The sequence below is a fragment of the Testudinibacter sp. P17/SS/0325 genome (assembly GCF_053570765.1).
In genome coordinates this window covers 1,425,769-1,447,664 of record NZ_CM131635.1, presented here as the reverse complement: position 1 = coordinate 1,447,664, position 21,896 = coordinate 1,425,769, and the positions used below count along the sequence as shown (strand labels likewise).

Here is a 21,896-nt window from a genome sequence, read left to right as displayed (position 1 = left end):
CCTAGACAAATTTTATAAAAAGTGTTTAACTAACTCAATTTTAAAAAAATGAGTTAGTCAATATGAGAATATCCAAACCGAAGCCATTGATTGAGTTAATGCCGTTTTTCAGAAGTATCAATATAGAAGATTGGCTCGCATTGCCAAAATTTAACGCCACCGATGAAAAAGGGCGGTATCTGCATTGGGATAAATTCAAGCGAATTTATCCGAAAAATAGCGAACTAGGTTGGCTTGCAACAAAAATGAGCCGCAATTCCCTGATGAGTGTTATCCCTATCGGTAACCTTACCTTTTCTTTTTGCGTCCCAAATTCCTTGCAATCACTGTTGCATTACATTGATAAAAATAGTGGCGGAAGCGTCAGGACAAACAATTTAACCGGCTTGAGTAAATCCGAACAAAATCATTTTTTATTAAAGTCATTGATTATGGAAGAGGCAATCACTTCGGCTCAACTTGAAGGTGCAGTAACCACCAGAAAAGTGGCGAAAGAGATGCTAGAAACGGAAAGAACACCCAAAAACAAAGATGAAATGATGATTTTGAATAATTATTATTTAATGCAAGAAGCAATAAACTTAAAATATGAACCATTATCCGTCAGCATGATTTTAAAATTGCACCGTATAGCGACAGAGAATGCCATAGAAAATAATGCAATTCCCGGCGAATTCAGAAGCGATGATGAAGTTTATATTGCCGATTATGATGGCAACATCATACATCAGCCACCGCCACATAACGAACTGATCGCATTAATGAATAATTTTTGTGAATTCGCAAACGCTAGTCATAATGGCGAAAATACGTTATTCATTCACCCTGTTATCAAAGCGATTATTTTACATTTTTTGATCGGTTATATACACCCTTTCGGCGATGGCAACGGCAGAACAGCAAGAGCATTGTTTTATTGGTTTATGTTAAAAAATGGCTATTGGCTATTTGAGTATATTTCCATTAGTAGGTTGCTTAAAAATGCAGCGAAATCTTATGCCAAAGCGTATATCTACACTGAAACCGACGAATTAGATATGACCTATTTTCTGTATTACCAAGCGGAAATCATCAAGCGCGCTATCAATGATTTAGAAAAATACGTCAATGATAAACAAAGCAGCTTCAAAGAGTTCAGCGCAATTATTTCACGCTATACTGAGAAAGAAACGCTAAACCATAGACAAATACAAATACTACAAAAAGCCGTAAAAGAAACCGGACATATTTTCACTGCCAAAGAAATTAGTAACGAGTATGGAATATCAGAAAATACCGCAAGAAAAGATTTAAATACCTTACTCAACCTAAAATTATTCGGCAGTTTAAAAGCAGGACAGACGATCGGCTATATATCTCCGAATGATTTGCTTGAACGGTTAAAAGACAAAAACCGCTGATAACCCAGCGGTCTTATATCATCTGACACCACTGCCAAAGAAACAAGCTTTAACAGGTTCGCCCCTTTCTCGCCGTATAAATCCACAACGACAAAATTCAAGTCTTGGCTTTTGCCAATTTCTCAGGATTAACCCTTTCTATTTGCATTTTTATGCTTATAATAATCCGTTTATTCTTTATCAATAGCCAATCACATTTGAGAACATTATGACTGAGTTAAATACTGTGCTCGCCGAGCTGAAACGCGGTGTCGAAGAAGTGCTTTCCGAAGCGGATTTAATTGAAAAACTGAAAGAAAATCGTCCGTTACGCATTAAGTTGGGGGCTGATCCGACTGCGCCGGATATTCACTTGGGACATACCGTGGTGTTAAATAAATTACGCCAATTCCAACAGCTAGGGCACGAAGTCTATTTCTTGATCGGTGATTTCACCGGTATGGTCGGCGATCCGTCCGGCAAAAACACCACCCGCCCGCCATTAACGCGCGAAGACGTGCTTGCCAATGCGGAAACCTACAAACAGCAAATTTTCAAAATTCTTGATCCGCAAAAAACCAAAATCGTGTTCAATTCCGATTGGTTAGGGCAATTGGGCACGGAAGGCATGATCCGCCTTGCCTCGAATTATACCGTGGCGCGGATGTTAGAACGTGATGATTTCAAAAAACGTTTCACCAACAACCAACCGATTGCGATTCATGAATTTATCTATCCGTTGCTGCAAGGGCACGATTCGGTGGCGTTACAAGCGGACGTGGAATTGGGCGGCACAGACCAAAAATTCAACCTGCTTGTCGGGCGCGAATTACAAAAATCCGCCGGACAAAAACCACAAGTCGCAATCACCTTACCATTATTGGAAGGCTTAGACGGTGAGAAAAAAATGTCGAAATCCCTCGGCAACTACATCGGTATCAGCGAAGCGCCGGACGAGATGTTCGGCAAAGTGATGTCGATCTCCGATGAGTTAATGTGGCGCTGGTATGATCTGCTCTCTTTCCGCCCGCTCAGCGAAATCGCCCAATTCAAACAAGACGTCGCCAACGGCAAAAATCCGCGCGATCTAAAAGTCTTATTAGCAAAAGAGATTATCGCCCGTTTCCACAGCGAAGCCGACGCTGACGCGGCGGAACAAACCTTTATCAACCGTTTCCAAAAAGGCGCAATGCCGGACGAAATGCCGGAATTTGAATTCCAAGGCGAAATCGGTTTGGCAAACTTATTAAAAGAAGCCGGCTTAGTCGCCTCCACCTCCGAAGCCAATCGCATGGTGCAACAAGGCGGTGTGAAAATCGACGGTGAAAAAGTGGAAGACGCTAAATTGGTGATCAGTGCCTCAAGTGCGGTTTACCAAGTCGGTAAGCGCAAATTTGCCCGCGTGACCGTGCGTTAATCATCTCCGATATTCATTAAACGGCAGCCTCGAACACCTGACGGCTGCCCTTTTCCTTTCATTTGAAGTTTCAACTCTATTTCAAAAATATATTTTTATATTAAAATACGCTAAACTTACGCTTATTTTGCTATCCTGATCACGATTTATTCCATAAATTAGGAGTCTATATGAAAAAAATTGCATTTAAATCTTCTATCTTAGCCCTAGTCTTGTTATTTGCGGCAGGTTGCTCTAATATGACGACCAGGCAAAAAAATACTGCAATTGGCGCAGCTGTCGGTGGCGTTGCGGGGAATGTCATTGGTAACAGCACCGGCGCAACTTTAGGTGGTGCGGCGTTAGGCGGCGTTATCGGCAGCCAAATCGACTAAGACTGACAGGCGGGTTTAAGCCCGCCTTAAACGCCTCTAAACCCACGTTAATAACCACCAACCTTACTTTTCTTTTAATCGGAGTTAATAATGAAAAAATAGAAAAATACCAACCGATGGTCAAAGTTGACGCTTATATGATTCCTGCAAGCGAAGCCGAGCAATACATCGCCGACCGCACTTTAGCCGCCCAACGCCTCGAGCAAGCCATGCTCACCTTCTGCGAGCGTATCGAATACGGTGGAAAAGGCTCGCAAGACGGCGAATTTATCACCGGTATTGATAAAAACGGCGAATACATCGTACTCATGCACCTCAGCCCGGAAGAAGTGGACATGGTGAAAAGCTGTAAAACCGAAGCGGAATTGGTGGCGCTACTGAAAGCGCAATAATTTTCTCCCCATTTCTTTACGCCATATGCTAAATTGACCATACTTTTATTGTCTTTTTAGGATTTCTATGTCGTCACAAAAAATGGCGCTCGAGCCGTCTTATCCTACTGAAAAATTCCAGGCTTTGTTGCAAGCTGCCGATGTGGCTTTGTTAGACAAAAGCGAATTTGCGCAACAGCTTCAAACCGCACTTTCCCTTTCGGATTTTATGAGCGATGTGTTGCACAAACAACCGCACTTAGTCGCGCAATGGGCGCAGCAGCCGCCGTCGTTGCAAAGTTGTGCGGATTATCCCGCACGTTTGCAAGCGGAATTAGCCCGCGTCGAAACCGAAGAACAGCTTTATGCGCTGTTGCGCCGCTTTCGCAATCGGGAAATGGCGGCGTTGAGTTTTTGTCAAAGTTTGAATTTGATGACGGTGGAGCAGAACTTTACCGCACTTTCGCAGTTGGCGGAAAGTCTGATTGTGGCGACGCGCGATTGGCTCTATCCGAAAATCTGTCAGGAATTGGGCACGCCGATGAACAAGTGCGGTCAGCCGCAGCCATTACTGATTTTGGGCATGGGCAAACTGGGCGGGTTCGAGCTGAATTTTTCCTCCGATATTGATCTGATTTTCACCTACCCCGAAAAAGGCGAAACCGTCGGCGCGCGGCGCAGTGTCGATAATTCGCAGTTTTTTATCCGCTTGGCGCAACGGATTATCAAAGCCTTGGATCAACACACCATCGACGGCTTTGTCTATCGCACCGATATGCGCCTGCGCCCGTTTGGCGATGCCGGGGCGTTGGCGTTGAGCTTTGCCGCGATGGAGGATTACTATCAGGAACAGGGACGCGATTGGGAGCGCTATGCGATGATTAAAGCGCGTCTGATGGGCGAGGACGACAGCAATCCCTATCACCAACAACTGAAAACCATGCTGAAGCCGTTTATTTACCGCCGTTACATTGATTTCAGCGTGATCCAATCGTTGCGCGACATGAAAGCGATGATCGAGCGCGAAATCCGTCGCCGTGGCTTGCTGGACAACATCAAATTGGGCGCAGGCGGCATTCGCGAAGTGGAGTTTATCGTACAAGTGTTCCAACTGATTCGCGGCGGGCGCGAACCGGATTTGCAACATCGTTCCTTACTCAAAATCCTACCGCACTTGGTCGAACTGAATTTGCTTGAAGCACAAGAAGAACAAGCCTTGCGCACCGCCTATCTGTTTTTGCGCCGGGTGGAAAACGTGCTACAGGCGATCAACGATCAGCAAACCCAACTGTTACCGCAAAACGAACGGGATAAAGTGCGGTTAGTGATCGCCTGCCGCCAATTTACCGTGTTGAATGCACAAGGCGAAACGCAACAGCTTAATTACCCGATTGAAGATTGGAACGGTTTTTATCGCGTGTTGCAACAGCAGCAACACAGTGTGCGCCATGTGTTCAAGCAGTTGATCGGCGATGAAAACGAAAGTCAGGAAGAACAAAACAACGACTCGATTTGGAACGATTTTTTGCATTTCGGCGACAATGCGGATTATCTCAGCAATAACTTGCAAAGCTATTCATTCAGCCACGCGTTACAACAAAGCTTGCAGCAAACGCTGGCGCAATTTTACCGCGACACGCAACGCCGTCATATCGGGCAACGCGGGCGCGAGGTGCTGAACAAACTAATGCCGCGCCTGCTGGATAAACTGTTCGCCCATGCGCAGGTTGAAAGCGTCTTGCCGAAAATTTTGAATATCCTCAACAAAATCGTCACCCGCACCACCTATTTGGAATTGCTGTTGGAACACCCGTCGGCGTTGGCAATGCTAATCCGCCTCAGTGCCGCGTCGCCGATGATCGCCGAACAGGTCGCCAATTATCCGATTTTGCTTGATGAATTGTTAGATCACAAAACCCTGTTTAATCCGCCGCCGTTCAGCGACTATCGCAACACGCTGAAGGAGTACCTGCTGCGCATTCCGCAAGAGGACGAGGAACAACAAATCGACGCCCTGCGCCAATTCAAACAAGCCACCCTGCTGCGCACCGCCGCCGCCGATATTTTAGAGGTGCTGCCGGTGATGAAAGTCAGCGATCATCTCACTTATCTGGCGGAAGCGATTATCAGCGCCGTGGTCAATCTGGCATGGCAACAGACCGTACAACGGTTCGGCACGCCACAGCATTTGCGGGACGGACAGAAAAACTTTTTAGTGATTGCCTACGGCAAACTGGGCGGAATTGAGCTGGGCTATAATTCCGATTTGGATTTGGTGTTTTTATACGACGCGCCGCCGAACAGCCAAACCGTCGGCGGCAAGCGTAGTATCGACGGTAGCCAGTTTTATCTGCGACTGGCGCAAAAAATCATCAGCATTTTCAGTATCAATACCCGTGCCGGCGTGTTGTACGAAGTGGATATGCGCCTGCGTCCGTCGGGGGCTGCCGGTTTGCTGGTCAGCAGTATCGCCGCATTCGAACAATATCAGCAACAAGAGGCGTGGACCTGGGAACGACAAGCGTTGGTGCGTGCCCGTGCGATTTACGGCGAAACCGCACTTCGCCGGCAATTCGAGCAGATTCGTGCCGATGTGCTTGCCACCCCGCGCGATCTTACGCTGCTGAAAACAGAGGTGCGTGAAATGCGTGAAAAAATGTATCGGCACCTCGCCCAAACCCAAAACGGCTTATTTAATATTAAAACCGATCCGGGCGGGATCACCGATATTGAGTTTATCGCACAATATTTGGTGCTGGCGCACACCCCGACTCACCCTGAGTTGAGCCGTTGGTCGGATAACGTGCGCATTTTCGACAGCATGGCGGAGGCGGGCGTGTTAAGTGCGGTACAAACCAAACAATTAAAGCGCTGTTATGTCGATTTACGCAATGAAATTCACCATTTAAACCTGATCGGTAAAAAATCGATTGTCAGCGAGGCGCAATTTAGTGTAGAAAGGGCGTTTGTCAGAGAAATGTGGCAAATGCTGTTTGCCAACTAAACCATAACCCCAATAAACTGACCGCACTTTTGCCATGGCAAACGGGAAAAGTGTGGTCGGCAAAGAACGGATTTACTTATTTTGCTTGCTTAATCTGATTAAAAATGCAAAATAATAACATATTTATTCAATAATCAGTTTAGATAGGACGATTATGATACGCGATACCGAATTAGTCGAATGGTTCAGAGAATCCACGCCTTACGTCAGCCTGCACCGTGATAAAACCTTTGTGATTATGCTCGACGGCGATACCATCGCTTCAAAAAACTTCATTAATATTATCAATGATATTAGTCTATTACATAGTTTAGGTATCAAGCTGGTGGTGGTGTTCGGCGTGCGTCATCAAATCAACGAAATCTTGCAAGCGCATAATATCGATCCTGTCTATCATAAAAATATTCGCGTCACCGATGTCGAAACCTTAGAGTTGGTGAAGCAGGTGGTCGGCAAGCTGCAATTCGACATCAGCGCCCGTCTGTCGGTGCGCACCTTTAACGCCGGCAATCACAGCAATAACAGTATCAATGTGGTTAGCGGCAATTTTGTGATCGCCCAACCGATTGGGGTTGATGACGGTGTGGATTATCTGTTGAGCGGCAAAATCCGTCGCATTGATATCAAAGCGATTAAGCAACAGTTGGATAACGACGCGATTGTGTTGCTCGGCCCAATCGGCGCGTCGGTGACCGGTGAAAATTTCAATATGCCGTTTGAAGATATTGCCACCCAAGTGGCGATTAAACTGAATGCGGAAAAACTGATCGGCTTTTGTGCCGATGACGGTATTCGTGATGAAAACGGCGAGATTATCGCCGATTTATTCCCGCAACGTGCCGCGGTTCATCTGCATGAGTTAATCGAAAACGGGCATTATCACAGCTCGCAAGCGCGCTTTTTACAAGCGGCGATTGATGTCAGCCGTGCCGGAATTAAGCGTTCCCACCTACTGAATTACGAAGAGGACGGCACGTTGTTGCAAGAATTGTTCTCCCGTGACGGGATCGGAACACAGGTGTCGATGGAAAGTTCGGAAACCGTTCGCCTCGCCACCATTCAAGACATCGCCGGTTTGCTGGCTTTGATTCAACCGTTCGAACAACAAGGGATTTTGGTGAAACGCTCACGCGAACAGTTGGAGATGGAAATCGGCAACTACACCATTATCGAACGCGACGGCGTGGTGATCGCCTGTGCCGCCTTGAATGTGTATGCGGAAGAAAGCATGGCGGAAATGGCGTGTGTGGCGGTGCACCCGGATTACCGCAATTCCTCGCGCGGCGATATCCTGTTGGAAGAATTACAAAAACGCGCCCGCAAATTGAAAATCAAACAACTGTTTGTGCTGACCACCCGCACCGTGCATTGGTTCCAAGAACGCGGCTTCAAAATCGCCGAGGTGGACGACTTGCCGAAAGACAAACGCGAACACTACAACTATCAGCGCAAATCCAAGATTTTGATTCAAAATTTGCAGGAAGGTGAACATCACCGCAGTGAGCGCAGCTAACGTGTTTTTACACCGACATCCCTATCCGCCTTTTATCCCGGCAACTGCCGACAAGCTGATTGTCGGCACGCTGCCGCCGCCACGCTTTTCACAAGGCTTGCTCAAACCCGATGATGTGGATTTTTGCTACGGCAGCCGCGACGGGCAGCTTTGGTTAATCTTGGGAAAAATTTTCGCCATTGATTTTCTGTTTGAAAACAGTGAAAGTGCGGTTGAGCAGCGTAAGCATTTTTTAATTCAACATAACATCGGCATTTGCGATATGGTCGAACAATGCCGCCGCGTCAAGATTGACGCTTCCGATTCGGGAATGCAACAGATCAAACTGCGCCCGTTGCTGGATTATTTACGCGACAACCCGCGGATCAACACTCTGCTGTTCACCGGCGGCAACAGCAAAAACGGCCCGGAATATCTGTTTCGTCAGCATTTAAAAAGCGCAGGTTTACACCTTAAGTTGGTTGATGACAGCGTGCCGCGCATTCATCAATTTGACTGGCAAAACCGCACTTTGACTACAGTTTCCCTCACCGCCCCCTCCGGCGCGGCAAACCGTGCGGTCGGCAGCATGGCGGAATATAAACGCTTGAAAGCAGAAAATCCCGAATTCAATACGCTTGATTTCAGGGTGCGGCAATATGCTCGTTTTTTTAAGACAAAATAGACAAAGCGCGGCTCAGACCAGCAGAACCTAAACAATAGAAAGGTAAGTGTGGTTAATTAAAAGTGCGGTCAAACAAGCAAAGACTATTTTTTCAGCAGCCGCAATTCTTCTTTTTCGCTGTTAAATACACGAATTTCAACCGGCGCTTTCCAAGTTTTATGTGAAATCGCAATCACACTGCCCCATTTGCCGATTTTTTCAAACGGACCTTTCACTGAATACTCGTTGACATCAGTTTCCGGTGAAAACAGTAAAAAAGTGCTGATCGGTGTGGATTTAATATCTTCCAAACCTAACAACGGCGTGTTAGGCAGCGCCCGATATTCGGGCGATTTTTTCTTTTTATATTTAGCCAACACTTTTTCATCGGCGCTTTCTTGAATAATCGCGTCAATAATCTTGGTTTCTTTCTCGCGTATTTTTTGATCGGCTTCGGATAACTGTTCTTCCGCTGCATTATCACTCGCCTCTACCGCACCGATCGTATCGCCTTTTTTCGTTTCAGGTAAGGTGACTTGGATATTGTTTTGCTGCGGCTGCTCGCCCCCGAAAACCATCGGTCCGATATATTGCCGCACAATCGGTTCTTTGCCGTCCGACAACACTAACAAAGTGCGGTTGCCAAGGGTATCAAACTGCACGGTATTGCCTTTTAATTGCCCGTTGACGGAGTCCAATAACGCTCTCAGCGTTTGCGTTTCCGCTTGTTTAATCACAATCGGCTGCGACGAATCGGCGTTATAAGACAAGTAGCCGACTTTCATTTGATCGGCAAGTTTTTGCAACAGGTAGCCGACCTCGCCATTATAATTCACCGCGATTTTGGCATTTTCATAATAGCGATAATCTTTGTCCTGTGCCGTGGCATTGAACGAAAACAACCCCAGCAACAATGCGCCCAGTGCCACGGTTTTTGATTTGAATAACTGCATAATATCCTCTTGTAATTGATTTGGTTAAAACTGAAAAGTTGGTCGTCCGACTTCTTCCTCGAAGCCGATAATTTGTTTAAACACATTGAGTAGTTCGGTTTTATTGTCCGCACGATAATAATTGGTTGCGCCGACACAATGTTTCCATGCGGCCTCTTGATCCGCACTTTGCGTATAACCGAATACCACAAATGCAATTCGGCTCGGTCTGACACGGAAACGCGGATCTTGCAGGCTATTCATCTGGTTGCGGATTTCGGTACACATTCCCTTTTCAATCAGCTTCTTGGTAATATTGCGATAATTATTTTCCCCCAAAGTATTTTCTCCGGTCATCTCGTCTTGTCCGTCGGATAAAATTAACAAAATCCGTTGGGTATTTTCCTTGATTTCATCGATATTCACATTGGTATTTTTGTCCATAACCAAATTAGCACCGATTAATGTTCCGGAGCTGACCAAAGTGGCACCGAAGGCAGACAACCGGCTAAACTCGGATTTCAACACCGCTTTATCCTTCACGCCAAACCATGCCTGCGTCGTATTGTGTTGACGGTTGTTAGACAAGCACCACCGCCCTTTCGGATAATGCAACGGATAGCGTTTTTGCTTGCCATCGAAAGAGCGAATACTGTTAATCGTTTTATCATAGTCAATATATCTCGGAAAATAATTTAAAAAGCCGCCAATATCTCCATTTCTAATTCTAGTGACAATCGCATTTGAACTTTGATCCGATGTTTCGCCATTCCGTCCGTAAAAAGGGATCACACAATTTCCAGTGTCGCCAAGCTGCTGCGCACCGACGGCAAAAGAAACAAAGCCCAACCGATTATACGGGCTGGCTTTTGCCGGATTAGTATCAAGCAAAATATCGGAAATTTCACTCATCACCGATTTTAAAATGGTTAATTTGCTTTCTTCCCTATGATAATAAGGCGTACGCCGTTCTGTGGTAATCCAGTTCATCGACGTAGACAAATCCGCCACCACCATCACATCCAACGGAATCACCGAAGCCTGTTTAATTGCCGCAATACCGCTGGAACTGATCCGCTCCTCTTTGGCAAAGGTGGTTTTGACATCATTTAAAAACAACCAAGACGGGCGTTTCACTTCGCCGTTTGCCCAGCACACAATCGGCGTATTGATAATATTGCCTTTGTCATCTTTCAATTGGCGGAAAGTGCAATCGTAATCGAAATCCTGAAAAAATTTCACATTCGGCATATAGGCGCGGATATAGCCTTTAATCAACTCTTGATCGCGCCGATGTACCTTGCTGTTGTTAAAGAAAAAGGCATCTTTGACTAACCGCTCCCCCTTAGTCGCATAATTCTCATCTAAACGGTGCTCATCATTACGGTTTAAATTATTCTCCGCCGCCAGCGCCATGGTGGCTTGTTCCATACTGTCGCCTAAACGGGCTTTATCCAGTAATAAACCGCTGCCATCCACCGCAAGTGCGGTGATCGCCAGCAATACAAAACTCAGCAGCCCGACCATAATCATATACACGCCGCGCTGATCCTGCCAAAAAATAGCAAGCTGTTGTTTTAACCAAGAGACCATTTTCATTAGTTAAACCTCCACTCGTTCCCAGCCCTAACGACTCACAGCAATCGAAGAAGAGCGCACAAAATTATTGGTTCGGTTTTCTTTATCCAGCAGCATTGCCCGAAATAAACTGCCGGTTTCGGTACATAACGTCACTTGATATAACGGAATGCGACGGGTATTGGAAATTTCCGAACGCGGGGATAAGTTCGCCTGCCGAGTTAAACTCACTGCCGGACGGCAATTCTCATCGCCTAGAGAAATAACCCCGTTTTGCTCTTCTCCCCAACGTTCAAGAAAGATTCCGATCGGTTGATTTAACTGCAACATCCCCTGCGCTAAACTTTTTAAATCCGCAGCGTCCTGAGCGTTAATCTCAGCCCTTCCGGCATAAAACTGCGTTCTTTCACGCAAAATATTCACCAAGCTGTTGCTGGTACGATCCAATTTGCCTAAGGTAGATCGCAACGTAACCAAATCCACCATAAAGGCAAAAATAATCAATAAAAACATGGCGGCAAAGATAAACTCAATACTCACCGAGCCTTGCTGATTAGCCAGTAAACGCCGTTTAATCCGTAACATCACAACCTGCTGTTTTCCAATAATCACAATAAACCGTCTGACACAAACGGGAACAAAGAACGTTCATACTCCTGTACCACCACAATTTGACGCTGAAAAATCGGCGTGAACCATTCCTGCGGCACCAACGGAATCCACGAGTTATGGGTATAAGTAAACGAATAACGCGCCAAACCTGCATTTGAGCCGATCGGTGCAACCGGTTTGCCGTCTTTGTCGAATGTCGGCTCACGATAGCGATTCTGTAACAGTGCGCGCAAATCATCGGCATAATCAGTTTGAATTTGAAACGTGCCGCCTGCATTTAAAAACCGCCAAATTTTTTCATCTTTTAATTTTTGTTCAAAAATCCGTTGATAATCCCCGCTACCGAGATAACGATTTTTGGCTTCACGCGACGCTTCGCTCAAGGCAAAATCCAAATAAGCGGAGAGTAGGCTGATTCTTGCCAGCTCAAACACCATGCTCAACAGCAAAATAAAGAACGGCACGGTTAAAGCGAATTCAACGCTTGAAACGCCTCGTACACTACGTAAAAATTGCTTTATACTTTTCATCTCCGCTACTCCGTGCGCAACCGTTGCTAGCGTTTGACTTTATCCGAATTCTTTTCGGTTTTTTGCAATGCGCCGATCAACAAATCCGGTGAAGTATTCAATTTCTCTTTCAAAATAATATCTTTGGCATACGCCAAATCGCCGCTTTTCACCAAAGCAAACACCAAATTATGAATTAAACGCGGCTCCCTCTCACCGTTGAGATATTGCGGCAATAGCAAATTAACTGCGTTACGGTATTGCTTATCCAAAATGTTCAGCATTGCTAAATTATTCACCGCTACGCTGTCGGAAATAAAGCGCTCTCTTGCCGACATCACATCACGATAGGCTTGATCCAAATTGCCCAAATGCGCATAGGCAATGCCGCGCAAGTTATACGCCTGCCCTTCTTGCGGCTGCTGTTTCAAATAGGCATCGGCTTGCACGATCGCCTGTTGATATTGTTTAAGCTGAATATCGTTTTTGATTTTCAACAGAAAAATATCCTTGTTGAGCTTGCCGTGATTACCGCCGAGCAACGGTTCTAAGTAAAAATTAGAGGATTTGCTGTCGCCGGCGTAGTAGTAACTTTCCGCCAATTTATAGCGAATTGCGCTGTTTTCGCCGTTTCTCAAAATATCGCGATATAAGCTAATCAAGCCGCGATAATCACCGCTGCTTTGAAAAAAGGTTTCTTTTTCGCTAATTTGCTGTGCGCTGTATTGCGTTTTGCCGGAATTTGCCGCCGGATTCACACAGCCTGCCAACAATAATGCCAACACACTGACTGAAATGATTTTTTTAAAGTACACTTGGAAATACCCTCATAAAGCCCGGTGCAACAATCAGAATAATAATCGGCACCATAATAAAAATAATTAACGGAATACTCATTTTGGCTGACAATGTGCCCAATTTTTCTTCAATCACCAACAGCTGCATTTCACGCAAATCGGCAGATAGCTGAATCAAATGCGCATAAATCGACGAGCCGAAATTCAGACTCTGCTGCAACACGGTACAAAACATCTTCACTTCCTGTGTCGGCAGCGATTGCGCCAACTCCACCAAACCGCTCTCTAAACCCGTAACATCGGCTTTGCGAATCATACGCAGCAGTACTGCTGCTAAATCTTTATTCAACGTACTAAAATCATTTGCCACATATTTGATCGAGGCCTCGATACTCAGACCGACTTGCAGATTCACCGCCACCAAATCAATAAAACCGGGAAAATCCTCCATCATTTTTTTCAGGCGGCCTTTAATCAGCATACCGCCCAACATTGCCGGAAAAATCACAAAAAAGATCATGATCAAAACCGCCGGAATCATCATATCTTCCAGCCGTTTGTTATCGCTAAAAACGTAATAGCCCGCCAGTATGATAAAAATTAGCCCGAATTTTACTTTTACATTTTTATCTAACGTAAACAGAAAATGAATCAAGGTATGGTTAGCCGCAATAATCTGCTCCACTTCCAGTTGTTTTTGCGATTTTTTAGGTTCTTTTTTCTTTTTCTTATTTTCTTGCGACAACGGATAACTGTCCTGCACCAAAATCTGCATATTTTTGCTGAAATTACGTTTGGCAAAAAATGCCATCACCAGCACCACTATGCCGAATGCAATCAACGCCAGATAAAACGCCACAAACGGAATCATGTCGATTTCCTCATCAACCACCAGACAATAAACAAGCCTAATGATTCGCTGCCGAGCACGTAATACAATACGATTCGTCCGCTCGGATCATTCATTACAAAGTCGAAGTTTTCCGTCATAAAAAAACGCATAAACACAAAAAACGATAGCGGAATACAAGCAACGATCATTGCCGACATTCGCGCTTCCGATGTCATCGATTTTTTGCGCTGTTCCATCTTTTTACTGTCGGTGATCACTTTGCCCAAACGGGAAATCACCTCGCGAATCTGCCCGCCGCGCGCCAAATTCAGCTTGATAATCATAATAAAATAGTAATATTCCTTATACGGATAACGGGTGTAGCTGTCGGCAAAGACCGACGAGGCATCTTCGCCAATCGCTAAACGACGGTAAATCTGCTGAAACTCGCTGCCCAACGGTCCGTAGATATTTTGTCCGCAGCGTTCCAACGCCTGTAACAAACCGGCACCGGACGACGTCGCCGACACAATCACCTGAATCGCTTCCGGAAAGGTATTTTCAAATATTTTCTTATTGCGCTTATTGCCTAGAAACCACACGGCATAGATAAACACCACAATCACCGAAAACAAAAATAGATAATTATCGAATTTCAGAAACTTACTGTTGAGCAGCAAGGAAATAAACAGCATAAAAAACAGCACCGCGCCGTGAATCGGAATATTTTTCGGTTTGCCGAAACTAAAGTAATACAGCCATTTTCTGACCCTGAGCGATACCGTATCAAGCCAACGGCTGAAAAAAGACGAAGTGCGGTACTCTTTACTGCTGACCGTTTTCTTCACCTTAAACCAATTGAGCAAGGTGAATACAATCAACAATACGCCGAATAACAAAATCAGATAATATAAATTCATTCCGCCTGCCCGGTTATTCTATCTGTCCGAAAATACTCTGTAACTCGTTACTTAAATTAAACACTTTGGCATTCTCCGCCACAATCGAACGGCTCAATAAACCGTGGCAAATAAAACGCCCGGTAATTTTGCCGTTTTCATCACGATATTTACTCGGTTCGTAACTGAAAATATCCTGCATCACAATTTGCCCGCTTTCCATGCCCATAATTTCGGTGATATTCACGACTTTGCGCGAACCGTCATTCAGGCGCGAAGCCTGAATAATTAAATTTACCGCCGAAGCGATATTGCGTCGGATTGCCTCCAACGGCAACGCCGCACTTGCCATCATCACCATACTTTCCAAACGGGCGGTGGCGTCACGCGGACTGTTGGCGTGCAAAGTCGACATCGAACCGTCATGCCCGGTGTTCATCGCCTGCAACATTTGAAACGCTTCCGCACCGCGGCACTCCCCGACAATGATTCGCTCCGGCCGCATCCGCAAGGCGTTGATCACCAAATCCTGCATATTGACCTCACCGGTGTGTTCCACCCCGGCTAACCGCGTTTCCAAACGCAGCACATGCGGCTGATCCAATTTTAATTCCGCCGTATCTTCCAACGTCAAAATCCGTTCGGTCGGCGAAATATAACTGGAAAGGGCATTCAGTAAGGTCGTTTTGCCCGAGCCGGTACCACCGGACACAATAATATTCACCCGCGAACGCGCGGCAATAATCAGAAAATTCGCCATTTCCAACGTCATCGAGCCGAAATTGACCAGCTCTTGCAACGATTTTTTCGATTTACTGAATTTACGGATTGAAATCGACGTGCCGTCCAATGCAATCGGCTCAATCACCACATTCAAACGGCTGCCGTCCGGTAAACGCGAATCCACCAGCGGACGGCTGTCGTCGATCCGCCGTCCGACTTTTGCCACCATGCGTTTGGCGATTTCAGTCAGTTGGGTATTATCAATAAAACGTTTATTGGTTTTTTCCAAAATCCCGTAACGTTCCACCCAGACATTTTCCGGGCCGTTAACCAAAATATCATTGACGCTTTCGTCTTCCATCAATTCGCGCAACGGACCATAGCCTTCGATTTCATCGACCACCGCTTCCGCCATAAAACGGGCATCGGGCGCACTCAGGTATTTTTCGCTTTCGGCGCTAATGCGGATAATGTCTTGCAGGAATTGATCAATCAACTTATCGCGCTCGCCGGCGAAACTGTCTAATTTCTCAATATCAATGTTTTTCATCAACTCGGCACGGAAAAACCGCTGCAATTCCAAACTCAACATCACTTACTCCGTTATTTTCCGCTGATGGCACGGAACAGTGAAACAAACAGGCTTTTGCTTTTCGGGCGCACTTTATTGTTTGCGCCAAGTAATTTTTGCACCAATTCTGTGAGCGCTTTTTTTCCGCCCTTACCGATATCGACTGCCAGCACTTTACCCGCCGTTTTTTTCAATAGAGGAAACACCGTGTCAACCGGTTGTCCCAACAGACGTTCAATATCGGCGGTTGCCATCAGTTTTGCCGTTTCCGCCTGATGATCGTTAATGCAGATAAACACCCGCCGCGCTTTAGAATCCGCTTGTTGTGCGCGGGAACACTCTTCCAAGAAACTTTTTGCCAAACGAATGGCGTGCATTTTGCGTTCAATCACCAGAATAAAATTATTACTCTCTTGCAGATAAGCCGTGAATTCCTCTTTTTTCGCGGTAAACAGTGGGCGGTCATGCAGAATAAAATTGTATTTGTCTAACTGGCTCTCTTTTAATTTATGCAAATCGCCGCTGAACAGATCCAAAAAGTCGCTAAATTCGACCACATCAGCCTGTATTCGCTTGTCAAACAACAAATCTAAATCCTGCGAACCGCGACTTTCCTGCGCCAGCAACACCGGAATTTTTTTGTTCTCGGCGATCAAATTCGCCAACTGTGCGCTGAGAAAGGTCGCACCAACACCGCCCTTGCAGCCCAGTACCGATATATTGATCGTGGTGCGCACCCGTGGCACGCTTAAACCGGAAATAATTTGGCGCACCATTTGTCTTTTTTGCGAACCGAAATGGAAATACAACACGCCGCGGTTTAGAAATGTTTGTGCGGTGCTGATCGAATCGCTATCGCCGACCAAGCAATACCATACCCCTTGCGGAATCAAACCGTAAATGGCGTTAACCGTTGACTCGACATCATCAATTTGTTCAATGTCAATTACAATGCCGGAAATTTTTTCCGCATCGAATTGTAAATTCTGACTACTGAAAAAATCCTGATCGATCTCTTTCACCACCGGCATGCCTTGCGTGCGTAGCAATTGCGCAATTTCCTGCCGCACATTTTCGCGCAAGGAAATGACCTGCACTTCTTTTGCGCCGGGATTTAAAATCGTTGTGGTGTTGCCGGATAACAACATAAGCTCTGTTCCTGTTTATTCTGGTGATTAGGGATTGGCTGCCGGATTGCGTAATTGTGCTCGCGAATTATTTTTGGTGGCGCAAAATTCTTGTGACTCAGGATCCAAACGTTGTTCCGCCGCACGCAACGTACAAGCTTGGGTTTGCGCTTCAAAGCTGTGAATTTCGATATACAGCGGATAAATATCATGCCGGTATTGGCTTTTCGCCACCGTTAATTGTTTGGCGGCAAGCTGTTTTTTCAATAGCGCTTTTTTCAAAATAGCCGCCATTTTTTGGCTCTGCTTATCGGTCCACACAATATAAATTTGTTTGTCGCTGCGACTGCCCACTTCACGCAAAGTGCGGTTGACTAAATTACGCAATTCCACCTCGGAATAATTTAACGGCACATACTGCCGCACCTGTAAGCGTTCGCCGGCATGATGTTCACTTTGCAACGGCGCAACCGCCTTATTCTTGGCAAACACACCGGAAACCGCACTTGCCGGTAAACTAAAACATAAAATGCCACTTAGCAGAATCCATTGGAATATGTTCTGTTTTTTACTGATCATTGAATAAATCCGCCTCTTTCTAAGAAATTCGTTGCCAAGGTTTTTTGGAAACCGTCTTTCACCGGCGTGAAATTAAAAAAGCGTTCTAGCGTGCCGGTGCGTTCAAAAGTCGGATATTCGATCTGCTCGCGATTCAACGGACGCACGGTGTTGACGGTGGCGATAATCACCAACTCTTTATTGCGTCGCTCGGTCGTGGCATGGCGGAAAAAGGCGCCTAGAATCGGAATATCGCCCAGAATCGGCAGTTTCGACAATCCCTCAATATCTTCCGAACTGAGCAAACCGCCTAAAATAAAACTTTCGCCATCCGCCAATTCAATCGTGGATTTGGAACGGCGGGTGTTGAAATACGGCACATTGCCCACTTCATAATTATACGAACCGGCAATACTGCTAACCTCTTGTCCTAAAATCATACGGATACGGTTATTTTTTTGAATTTTTGCCCCAACTGCCAGCTGTACCCCAAAATCTTTATAGGTAATGGTGGTGCCGTCTTTATCACGGCTGGCAAACGGAATTTGCCCTCCCACCAATAAATTGGCGGTTTCGCCTGAGATCATCGACACATTCGGTTCGGCTAAAATCCGCGCATTGGATTGATTATTCAGCGCATTGATAAAGGCATTAAAACTGTTGGCATCAATTTTGCCATAATACCCACCTCTGGCAGTGTTGGCGTTTGTGGTTAAACTGGTAAAACCGCCGATCACCGAGCCGCTGAGGTTGCTCCAATTAATGCCGATACTTTCCGAGAAGTCTTTATTCACCTCCACCACTGACAATTTGACATTAATCTGCGTAGTCTCATTAAACTGTGAATGATCAACCACACCGGCATATTCTGCTTTCTCTAAAAAAGGTACGGCTTCACCATTCAAGTTAGTACTACGCACCGATTTTCCAGCCCCTAACGCTTCCCCGACAATGCGGGTAATTTCTTCCCGTTCGACTTCCGACTCCGCTTCTCCCTCAATTAAATAAGCTTTACCGACTTTTTGTACGGATAATTTACTTTGTGGAAAACGAGCACGAATTTGCGCATTGGTATCACCTAAATCATTAATTGACGTCAGTAATCCATTGACGGTGATCGTATCCTTATTCGTCACTTCTCCCGCTTCATTATAAGTGCCGACTTCAGCCCGTCCTTCATTTTTAGCATAAATAATATAGCTGTAGTCATCTAAGATTTCGTAATCGGCAATATCCGGGTTCGAACCGAAAATCGTATCAATTTTTACGTTAGATTTGATTGTGCGGGTTTCTCCGACTGCTAATGTAATATTGGCAGCATAACTGACACTAACATTCATACAGAACAACAGCACTAACCAAATAATGATAGGATTTAGAACTCTCGTTAGCGTTGACGTATTTCTTGACATCTCAACCTCTCAATGTACGAATAAAGATACCGCGATTATTTATTGGCGTATTCGATTTTTCTTGCGGAATCGGCAATAATCTTGCCCCTGGCGGTAAACGGAAAATTTTCAATAAATCGGAGGTATCCATTTTTAACGTAACATAACCGGCATATTCTTTCTCAACCGCACTTTCGGCTTGAAAACGTTCAACGGTTAAAATTTCCAAATTTTTCACCACTTCATCAACGCGGCGGTTATCTTTATTTTCACGCGAAAATTGATAATTGATATGTTGCAGATACAATGTCGCTGTATTTCCCGCATGCAATGACTCTAATAAAAATTGATGCCCATTGCCGATATAGACACGATAAGCCACTTGCCCGTTGTCTAAGCTTTCAAAGAAAAAACGACTATCATTTGGTGAAATCAAGATATCGGTATTTAAACGGCTGCCGGCTTCAATATTCTCCGTTAATAAAAAGCCTTCGAGTGATAGCGGCTGATCGGCTTTAAACAGTGATAAAACATCAGTTTTAAGTTGTTGCAACATTTCTTCATCATCTGCATTAACCGTTATTTCACGCAGACTATAATCACTTTTACGCAAAATGCGCCCGGCTTCTAATGCCGTTGTTGCAAGTGCAACGGTAATCGTTTTTTCTTTTTTGGCTTCTGCCACCGGTTGTACCGCACTTTGATTTTGCTCTAGCACAACCGGTTGCTGATCGCCGATTAAAAACAAACCGCCAAAACCAACGGCAATAATTATTAAAGAAATGACAAACAATATGCGGTAATTCATTATCCGAATCCTAATCTTTAAAAATCAATTCATTCCCCAAAGGGTTAATAAAAAGCCGGCGGCAATTGCCACTCCGTACGGCAAACCATTTTCTTTAATCGAACGGCGAAAGAAAATCCAGCCGATAATCACTAACAGCAAACCGACCAAAGAAGTTAAAAAAAGAAATGGTACGATTTGGGTTGTCGGTGTTGCCAACATCAATACCGTAATCAGTTTGACATCACCACCACCGATAATTCCGAAATAAAAAATAACAAAGCCGACAGCCAAGCTATATAACGCATTACTGAAAAATACTTCGCCGTAAAATAAAAAACTAAATGGCACAATAAAAATCAGTAAAGTTAATACAGTGGTATTACTGATAATTCGTTGACTGATATCCGTCCAACTGACTATCATCAGTAATACCACTATGATTAATAACAAACTTTGTTGCACATAGTAAAATGTCATCGTTTGTCCAAACAGGAATAAATATCCGAAAATATTTATTCCTGAGTATGTTAAAAATAATTACGGGTTCGTGTCAGTACCAGTACCACCAGTACCACCAGTACCACCATTCTTATCAGTATCCAATTTTGCACCTTCTACTTGTGTCGTTAGGGTGTCAAATTTGCCTTGTAATTTTTTGATAAATCCGGTATCACTATAAAATACCGCAACCACTAAAACCGCAACCGCAACCGCAATCAAGCCATACTCAATCGCCGTTACCCCTTTTTCGTTTCTTTTTAAGCGAGAAACCGCACTTTTAATATTCGTTAACATAAATTGTGTTTTCCTTAAGAACTAAAAAATAAAAAAATCCCCTTGAGCGGGAAGCCTGACAACTGATTTCAATTATTGATAATGAAACAAGTTGCGTTATATGCAATACTCGATAAACACCCATGAATCATTGCTTATCCAATATTGATATTCTGTCAAACAATCTTAACTATCAGTTAATGCCTTCTGAACCAAATCTGCCAACTGGGTAAATTTTTCTGTATATGCACTAATTACCGAACCGCCATTATAGAAAAGCGCGACAACCACTAAGGCTGTTATTGCAAGTGCAATCAAACTATACTCAATTGCCGTGACTCCGGATTGGTTTTTCTTAAATGTATGAAATGTAATTTTTATTTTAGCTAGCCATATTAAAGGTATATATTTCATTCGGTGCGATTCCTTTTCATTCCATTCTTATCCATCGTTAAAAATATTTTTAGGCAACAAAAACCGTACTTTAAAATAACTTTTAAAATAACTTTTAAAATAAAAAACAATAGATCAAGATGAAATTTTCGTTGACACAATTCACAAAACTCACAACACTGAATTTACTGTCGCCAAACAAAACTAATTATAGATAAATTTAGTCTGGCGAAATCATAGCATGTGATTGTCAGAAAAAAGTCAGCTAACATTCAAATCAAATAAAACTAACGCATAGTTAATAAAATCAAAATAAATGGAGTTAGTGAATTTGTATTTTAAAAACATTATTTGCAAATAAATCGTCAAATGTGAAATTTTCACCCCAAAAACACCCCAATACATTAACAAAACATAAAATTAACGGAAATTAATTTACTATAAGCATACTATAGATTACTTTAAATGCTTGTTTTTTGGTATCCAGTGAGACTTCCTCGTTAATTGGAGCGCCAAAGATAATTAACCATACCGCGTCAAATATGGATTTAAAGCTTACACCAACATGCGGCAACAAAAAAATGGAGTAAATTTATTTACCAATTCGCCATTTTCAATAGACAAGACAAGACAAGACAAGACAAGACAAGACAAGACAAGACAAGACAAGACAAGACAAGACAAGACAGCTATACAATAAAATACAATT

22 protein-coding genes are annotated in these 21,896 nt (G+C 44.3%); 7 read left to right on the top strand and 15 right to left on the bottom strand.

Annotated features, from left to right (window positions below):
- Positions 1-62: 62 nt before the first annotated feature.
- From ACWA50_RS06890 to ACWA50_RS06860, 7 genes are all read left to right on the top strand, one after another.
- The gene (locus ACWA50_RS06890) at positions 63-1,400 is read left to right on the top strand and encodes a Fic family protein (RefSeq protein WP_431051030.1); all 1,338 of its coding nucleotides are present in this window, start codon (positions 63-65) and stop codon (positions 1,398-1,400) included.
- Between the two features lie 208 nt (positions 1,401-1,608).
- Positions 1,609-2,796: a tyrosine--tRNA ligase gene (tyrS, locus tag ACWA50_RS06885; RefSeq protein WP_431051028.1), complete on the top strand. Its 1,188-nt coding sequence runs from the start codon at positions 1,609-1,611 to the stop codon at positions 2,794-2,796.
- Positions 2,797-2,966: 170 nt separating this feature from the next.
- The gene (locus ACWA50_RS06880) at positions 2,967-3,170 is read left to right on the top strand and encodes a glycine zipper 2TM domain-containing protein (protein ID WP_431051026.1); all 204 of its coding nucleotides are present in this window, start codon (positions 2,967-2,969) and stop codon (positions 3,168-3,170) included.
- 116 nt (positions 3,171-3,286) lie between these two features.
- A complete protein-coding gene (locus tag ACWA50_RS06875; protein WP_431051024.1) occupies positions 3,287-3,562 on the top strand; it encodes a hypothetical protein in 276 nt (91 codons plus the stop codon).
- 67 nt (positions 3,563-3,629) lie between these two features.
- The gene (glnE, locus tag ACWA50_RS06870; RefSeq protein WP_431051022.1) at positions 3,630-6,545 is read left to right on the top strand and encodes a bifunctional [glutamate--ammonia ligase]-adenylyl-L-tyrosine phosphorylase/[glutamate--ammonia-ligase] adenylyltransferase; all 2,916 of its coding nucleotides are present in this window, start codon (positions 3,630-3,632) and stop codon (positions 6,543-6,545) included.
- A 157-nt stretch (positions 6,546-6,702) separates the two neighbouring features.
- Positions 6,703-8,058, top strand: coding sequence for an amino-acid N-acetyltransferase (gene argA / locus ACWA50_RS06865; RefSeq protein WP_431054313.1), 1,356 nt, complete (start codon positions 6,703-6,705; stop codon positions 8,056-8,058).
- Positions 8,030-8,722: a hypothetical protein gene (locus ACWA50_RS06860; RefSeq protein WP_431051020.1), complete on the top strand. Its 693-nt coding sequence runs from the start codon at positions 8,030-8,032 to the stop codon at positions 8,720-8,722. Before argA ends, ACWA50_RS06860 begins: the two co-directional genes overlap by 29 nt.
- 83 nt (positions 8,723-8,805) lie before the next feature.
- Here the strand turns inward: ACWA50_RS06860 and ACWA50_RS06855 are convergent, their stop codons facing one another.
- The 15 genes from ACWA50_RS06855 to ACWA50_RS06785 all read right to left on the bottom strand — a co-directional run bounded on the left by ACWA50_RS06855 (position 8,806) and on the right by ACWA50_RS06785 (position 21,208).
- Positions 8,806-9,654: a hypothetical protein gene (locus ACWA50_RS06855; protein WP_431051018.1), complete on the bottom strand. Its 849-nt coding sequence runs from the start codon at positions 9,652-9,654 to the stop codon at positions 8,806-8,808.
- Between the two features lie 24 nt (positions 9,655-9,678).
- Entirely contained in the window at positions 9,679-11,232 is a 1,554-nt protein-coding gene (locus ACWA50_RS06850; RefSeq protein ID WP_431051016.1) for a TadE/TadG family type IV pilus assembly protein, read from the bottom strand.
- Positions 11,233-11,259: 27 nt separating this feature from the next.
- Positions 11,260-11,823 (bottom strand): tight adherence pilus pseudopilin TadF, encoded by a 564-nt coding sequence (tadF, locus tag ACWA50_RS06845; protein ID WP_431051014.1) that lies wholly within the window; start codon positions 11,821-11,823, stop codon positions 11,260-11,262.
- Positions 11,820-12,353, bottom strand: coding sequence for a TadE/TadG family type IV pilus assembly protein (locus ACWA50_RS06840; protein ID WP_431051013.1), 534 nt, complete (start codon positions 12,351-12,353; stop codon positions 11,820-11,822). Before ACWA50_RS06840 ends, tadF begins: the two co-directional genes overlap by 4 nt.
- Positions 12,354-12,379: 26 nt before the next feature.
- Positions 12,380-13,147 carry a tetratricopeptide repeat protein gene (locus ACWA50_RS06835; RefSeq protein ID WP_431051011.1) on the bottom strand — a complete coding sequence of 256 codons (768 nt, stop codon included), beginning with the start codon at positions 13,145-13,147 and terminating at the stop codon, positions 12,380-12,382.
- Positions 13,137-14,000, bottom strand: coding sequence for a type II secretion system F family protein (locus ACWA50_RS06830; RefSeq protein ID WP_431051009.1), 864 nt, complete (start codon positions 13,998-14,000; stop codon positions 13,137-13,139). Before ACWA50_RS06830 ends, ACWA50_RS06835 begins: the two co-directional genes overlap by 11 nt.
- The gene (locus ACWA50_RS06825; protein ID WP_431051008.1) at positions 13,997-14,881 is read right to left on the bottom strand and encodes a type II secretion system F family protein; all 885 of its coding nucleotides are present in this window, start codon (positions 14,879-14,881) and stop codon (positions 13,997-13,999) included. Before ACWA50_RS06825 ends, ACWA50_RS06830 begins: the two co-directional genes overlap by 4 nt.
- 13 nt (positions 14,882-14,894) lie before the next feature.
- Positions 14,895-16,175, bottom strand: coding sequence for a CpaF family protein (locus ACWA50_RS06820; protein WP_431051006.1), 1,281 nt, complete (start codon positions 16,173-16,175; stop codon positions 14,895-14,897).
- An 11-nt stretch (positions 16,176-16,186) separates the two neighbouring features.
- On the bottom strand, positions 16,187-17,302 hold the full coding sequence (locus ACWA50_RS06815; protein WP_431051004.1) for a pilus assembly protein: 1,116 nt from the start codon (positions 17,300-17,302) through the stop codon (positions 16,187-16,189).
- Positions 17,303-17,329: 27 nt separating this feature from the next.
- Entirely contained in the window at positions 17,330-17,860 is a 531-nt protein-coding gene (locus tag ACWA50_RS06810) for a hypothetical protein (protein ID WP_431051002.1), read from the bottom strand.
- Positions 17,857-19,179, bottom strand: a complete 1,323-nt coding sequence (locus ACWA50_RS06805) for a type II and III secretion system protein family protein (RefSeq protein WP_431051000.1) — start codon at positions 19,177-19,179, stop codon at positions 17,857-17,859. Before ACWA50_RS06805 ends, ACWA50_RS06810 begins: the two co-directional genes overlap by 4 nt.
- A 73-nt stretch (positions 19,180-19,252) precedes the next feature.
- Complete coding sequence (locus ACWA50_RS06800; RefSeq protein ID WP_431050998.1) at positions 19,253-20,038, bottom strand: hypothetical protein; 786 nt, start codon at positions 20,036-20,038, stop codon at positions 19,253-19,255.
- A gap of 24 nt (positions 20,039-20,062) precedes the next feature.
- Entirely contained in the window at positions 20,063-20,497 is a 435-nt protein-coding gene (locus tag ACWA50_RS06795; RefSeq protein WP_431050996.1) for an A24 family peptidase, read from the bottom strand.
- A 60-nt stretch (positions 20,498-20,557) separates the two neighbouring features.
- Complete coding sequence (locus tag ACWA50_RS06790; RefSeq protein ID WP_431050994.1) at positions 20,558-20,815, bottom strand: Flp family type IVb pilin; 258 nt, start codon at positions 20,813-20,815, stop codon at positions 20,558-20,560.
- Between the two features lie 165 nt (positions 20,816-20,980).
- Complete coding sequence (locus ACWA50_RS06785; RefSeq protein ID WP_431050992.1) at positions 20,981-21,208, bottom strand: Flp family type IVb pilin; 228 nt, start codon at positions 21,206-21,208, stop codon at positions 20,981-20,983.
- Positions 21,209-21,896 lie beyond the last annotated feature (688 nt).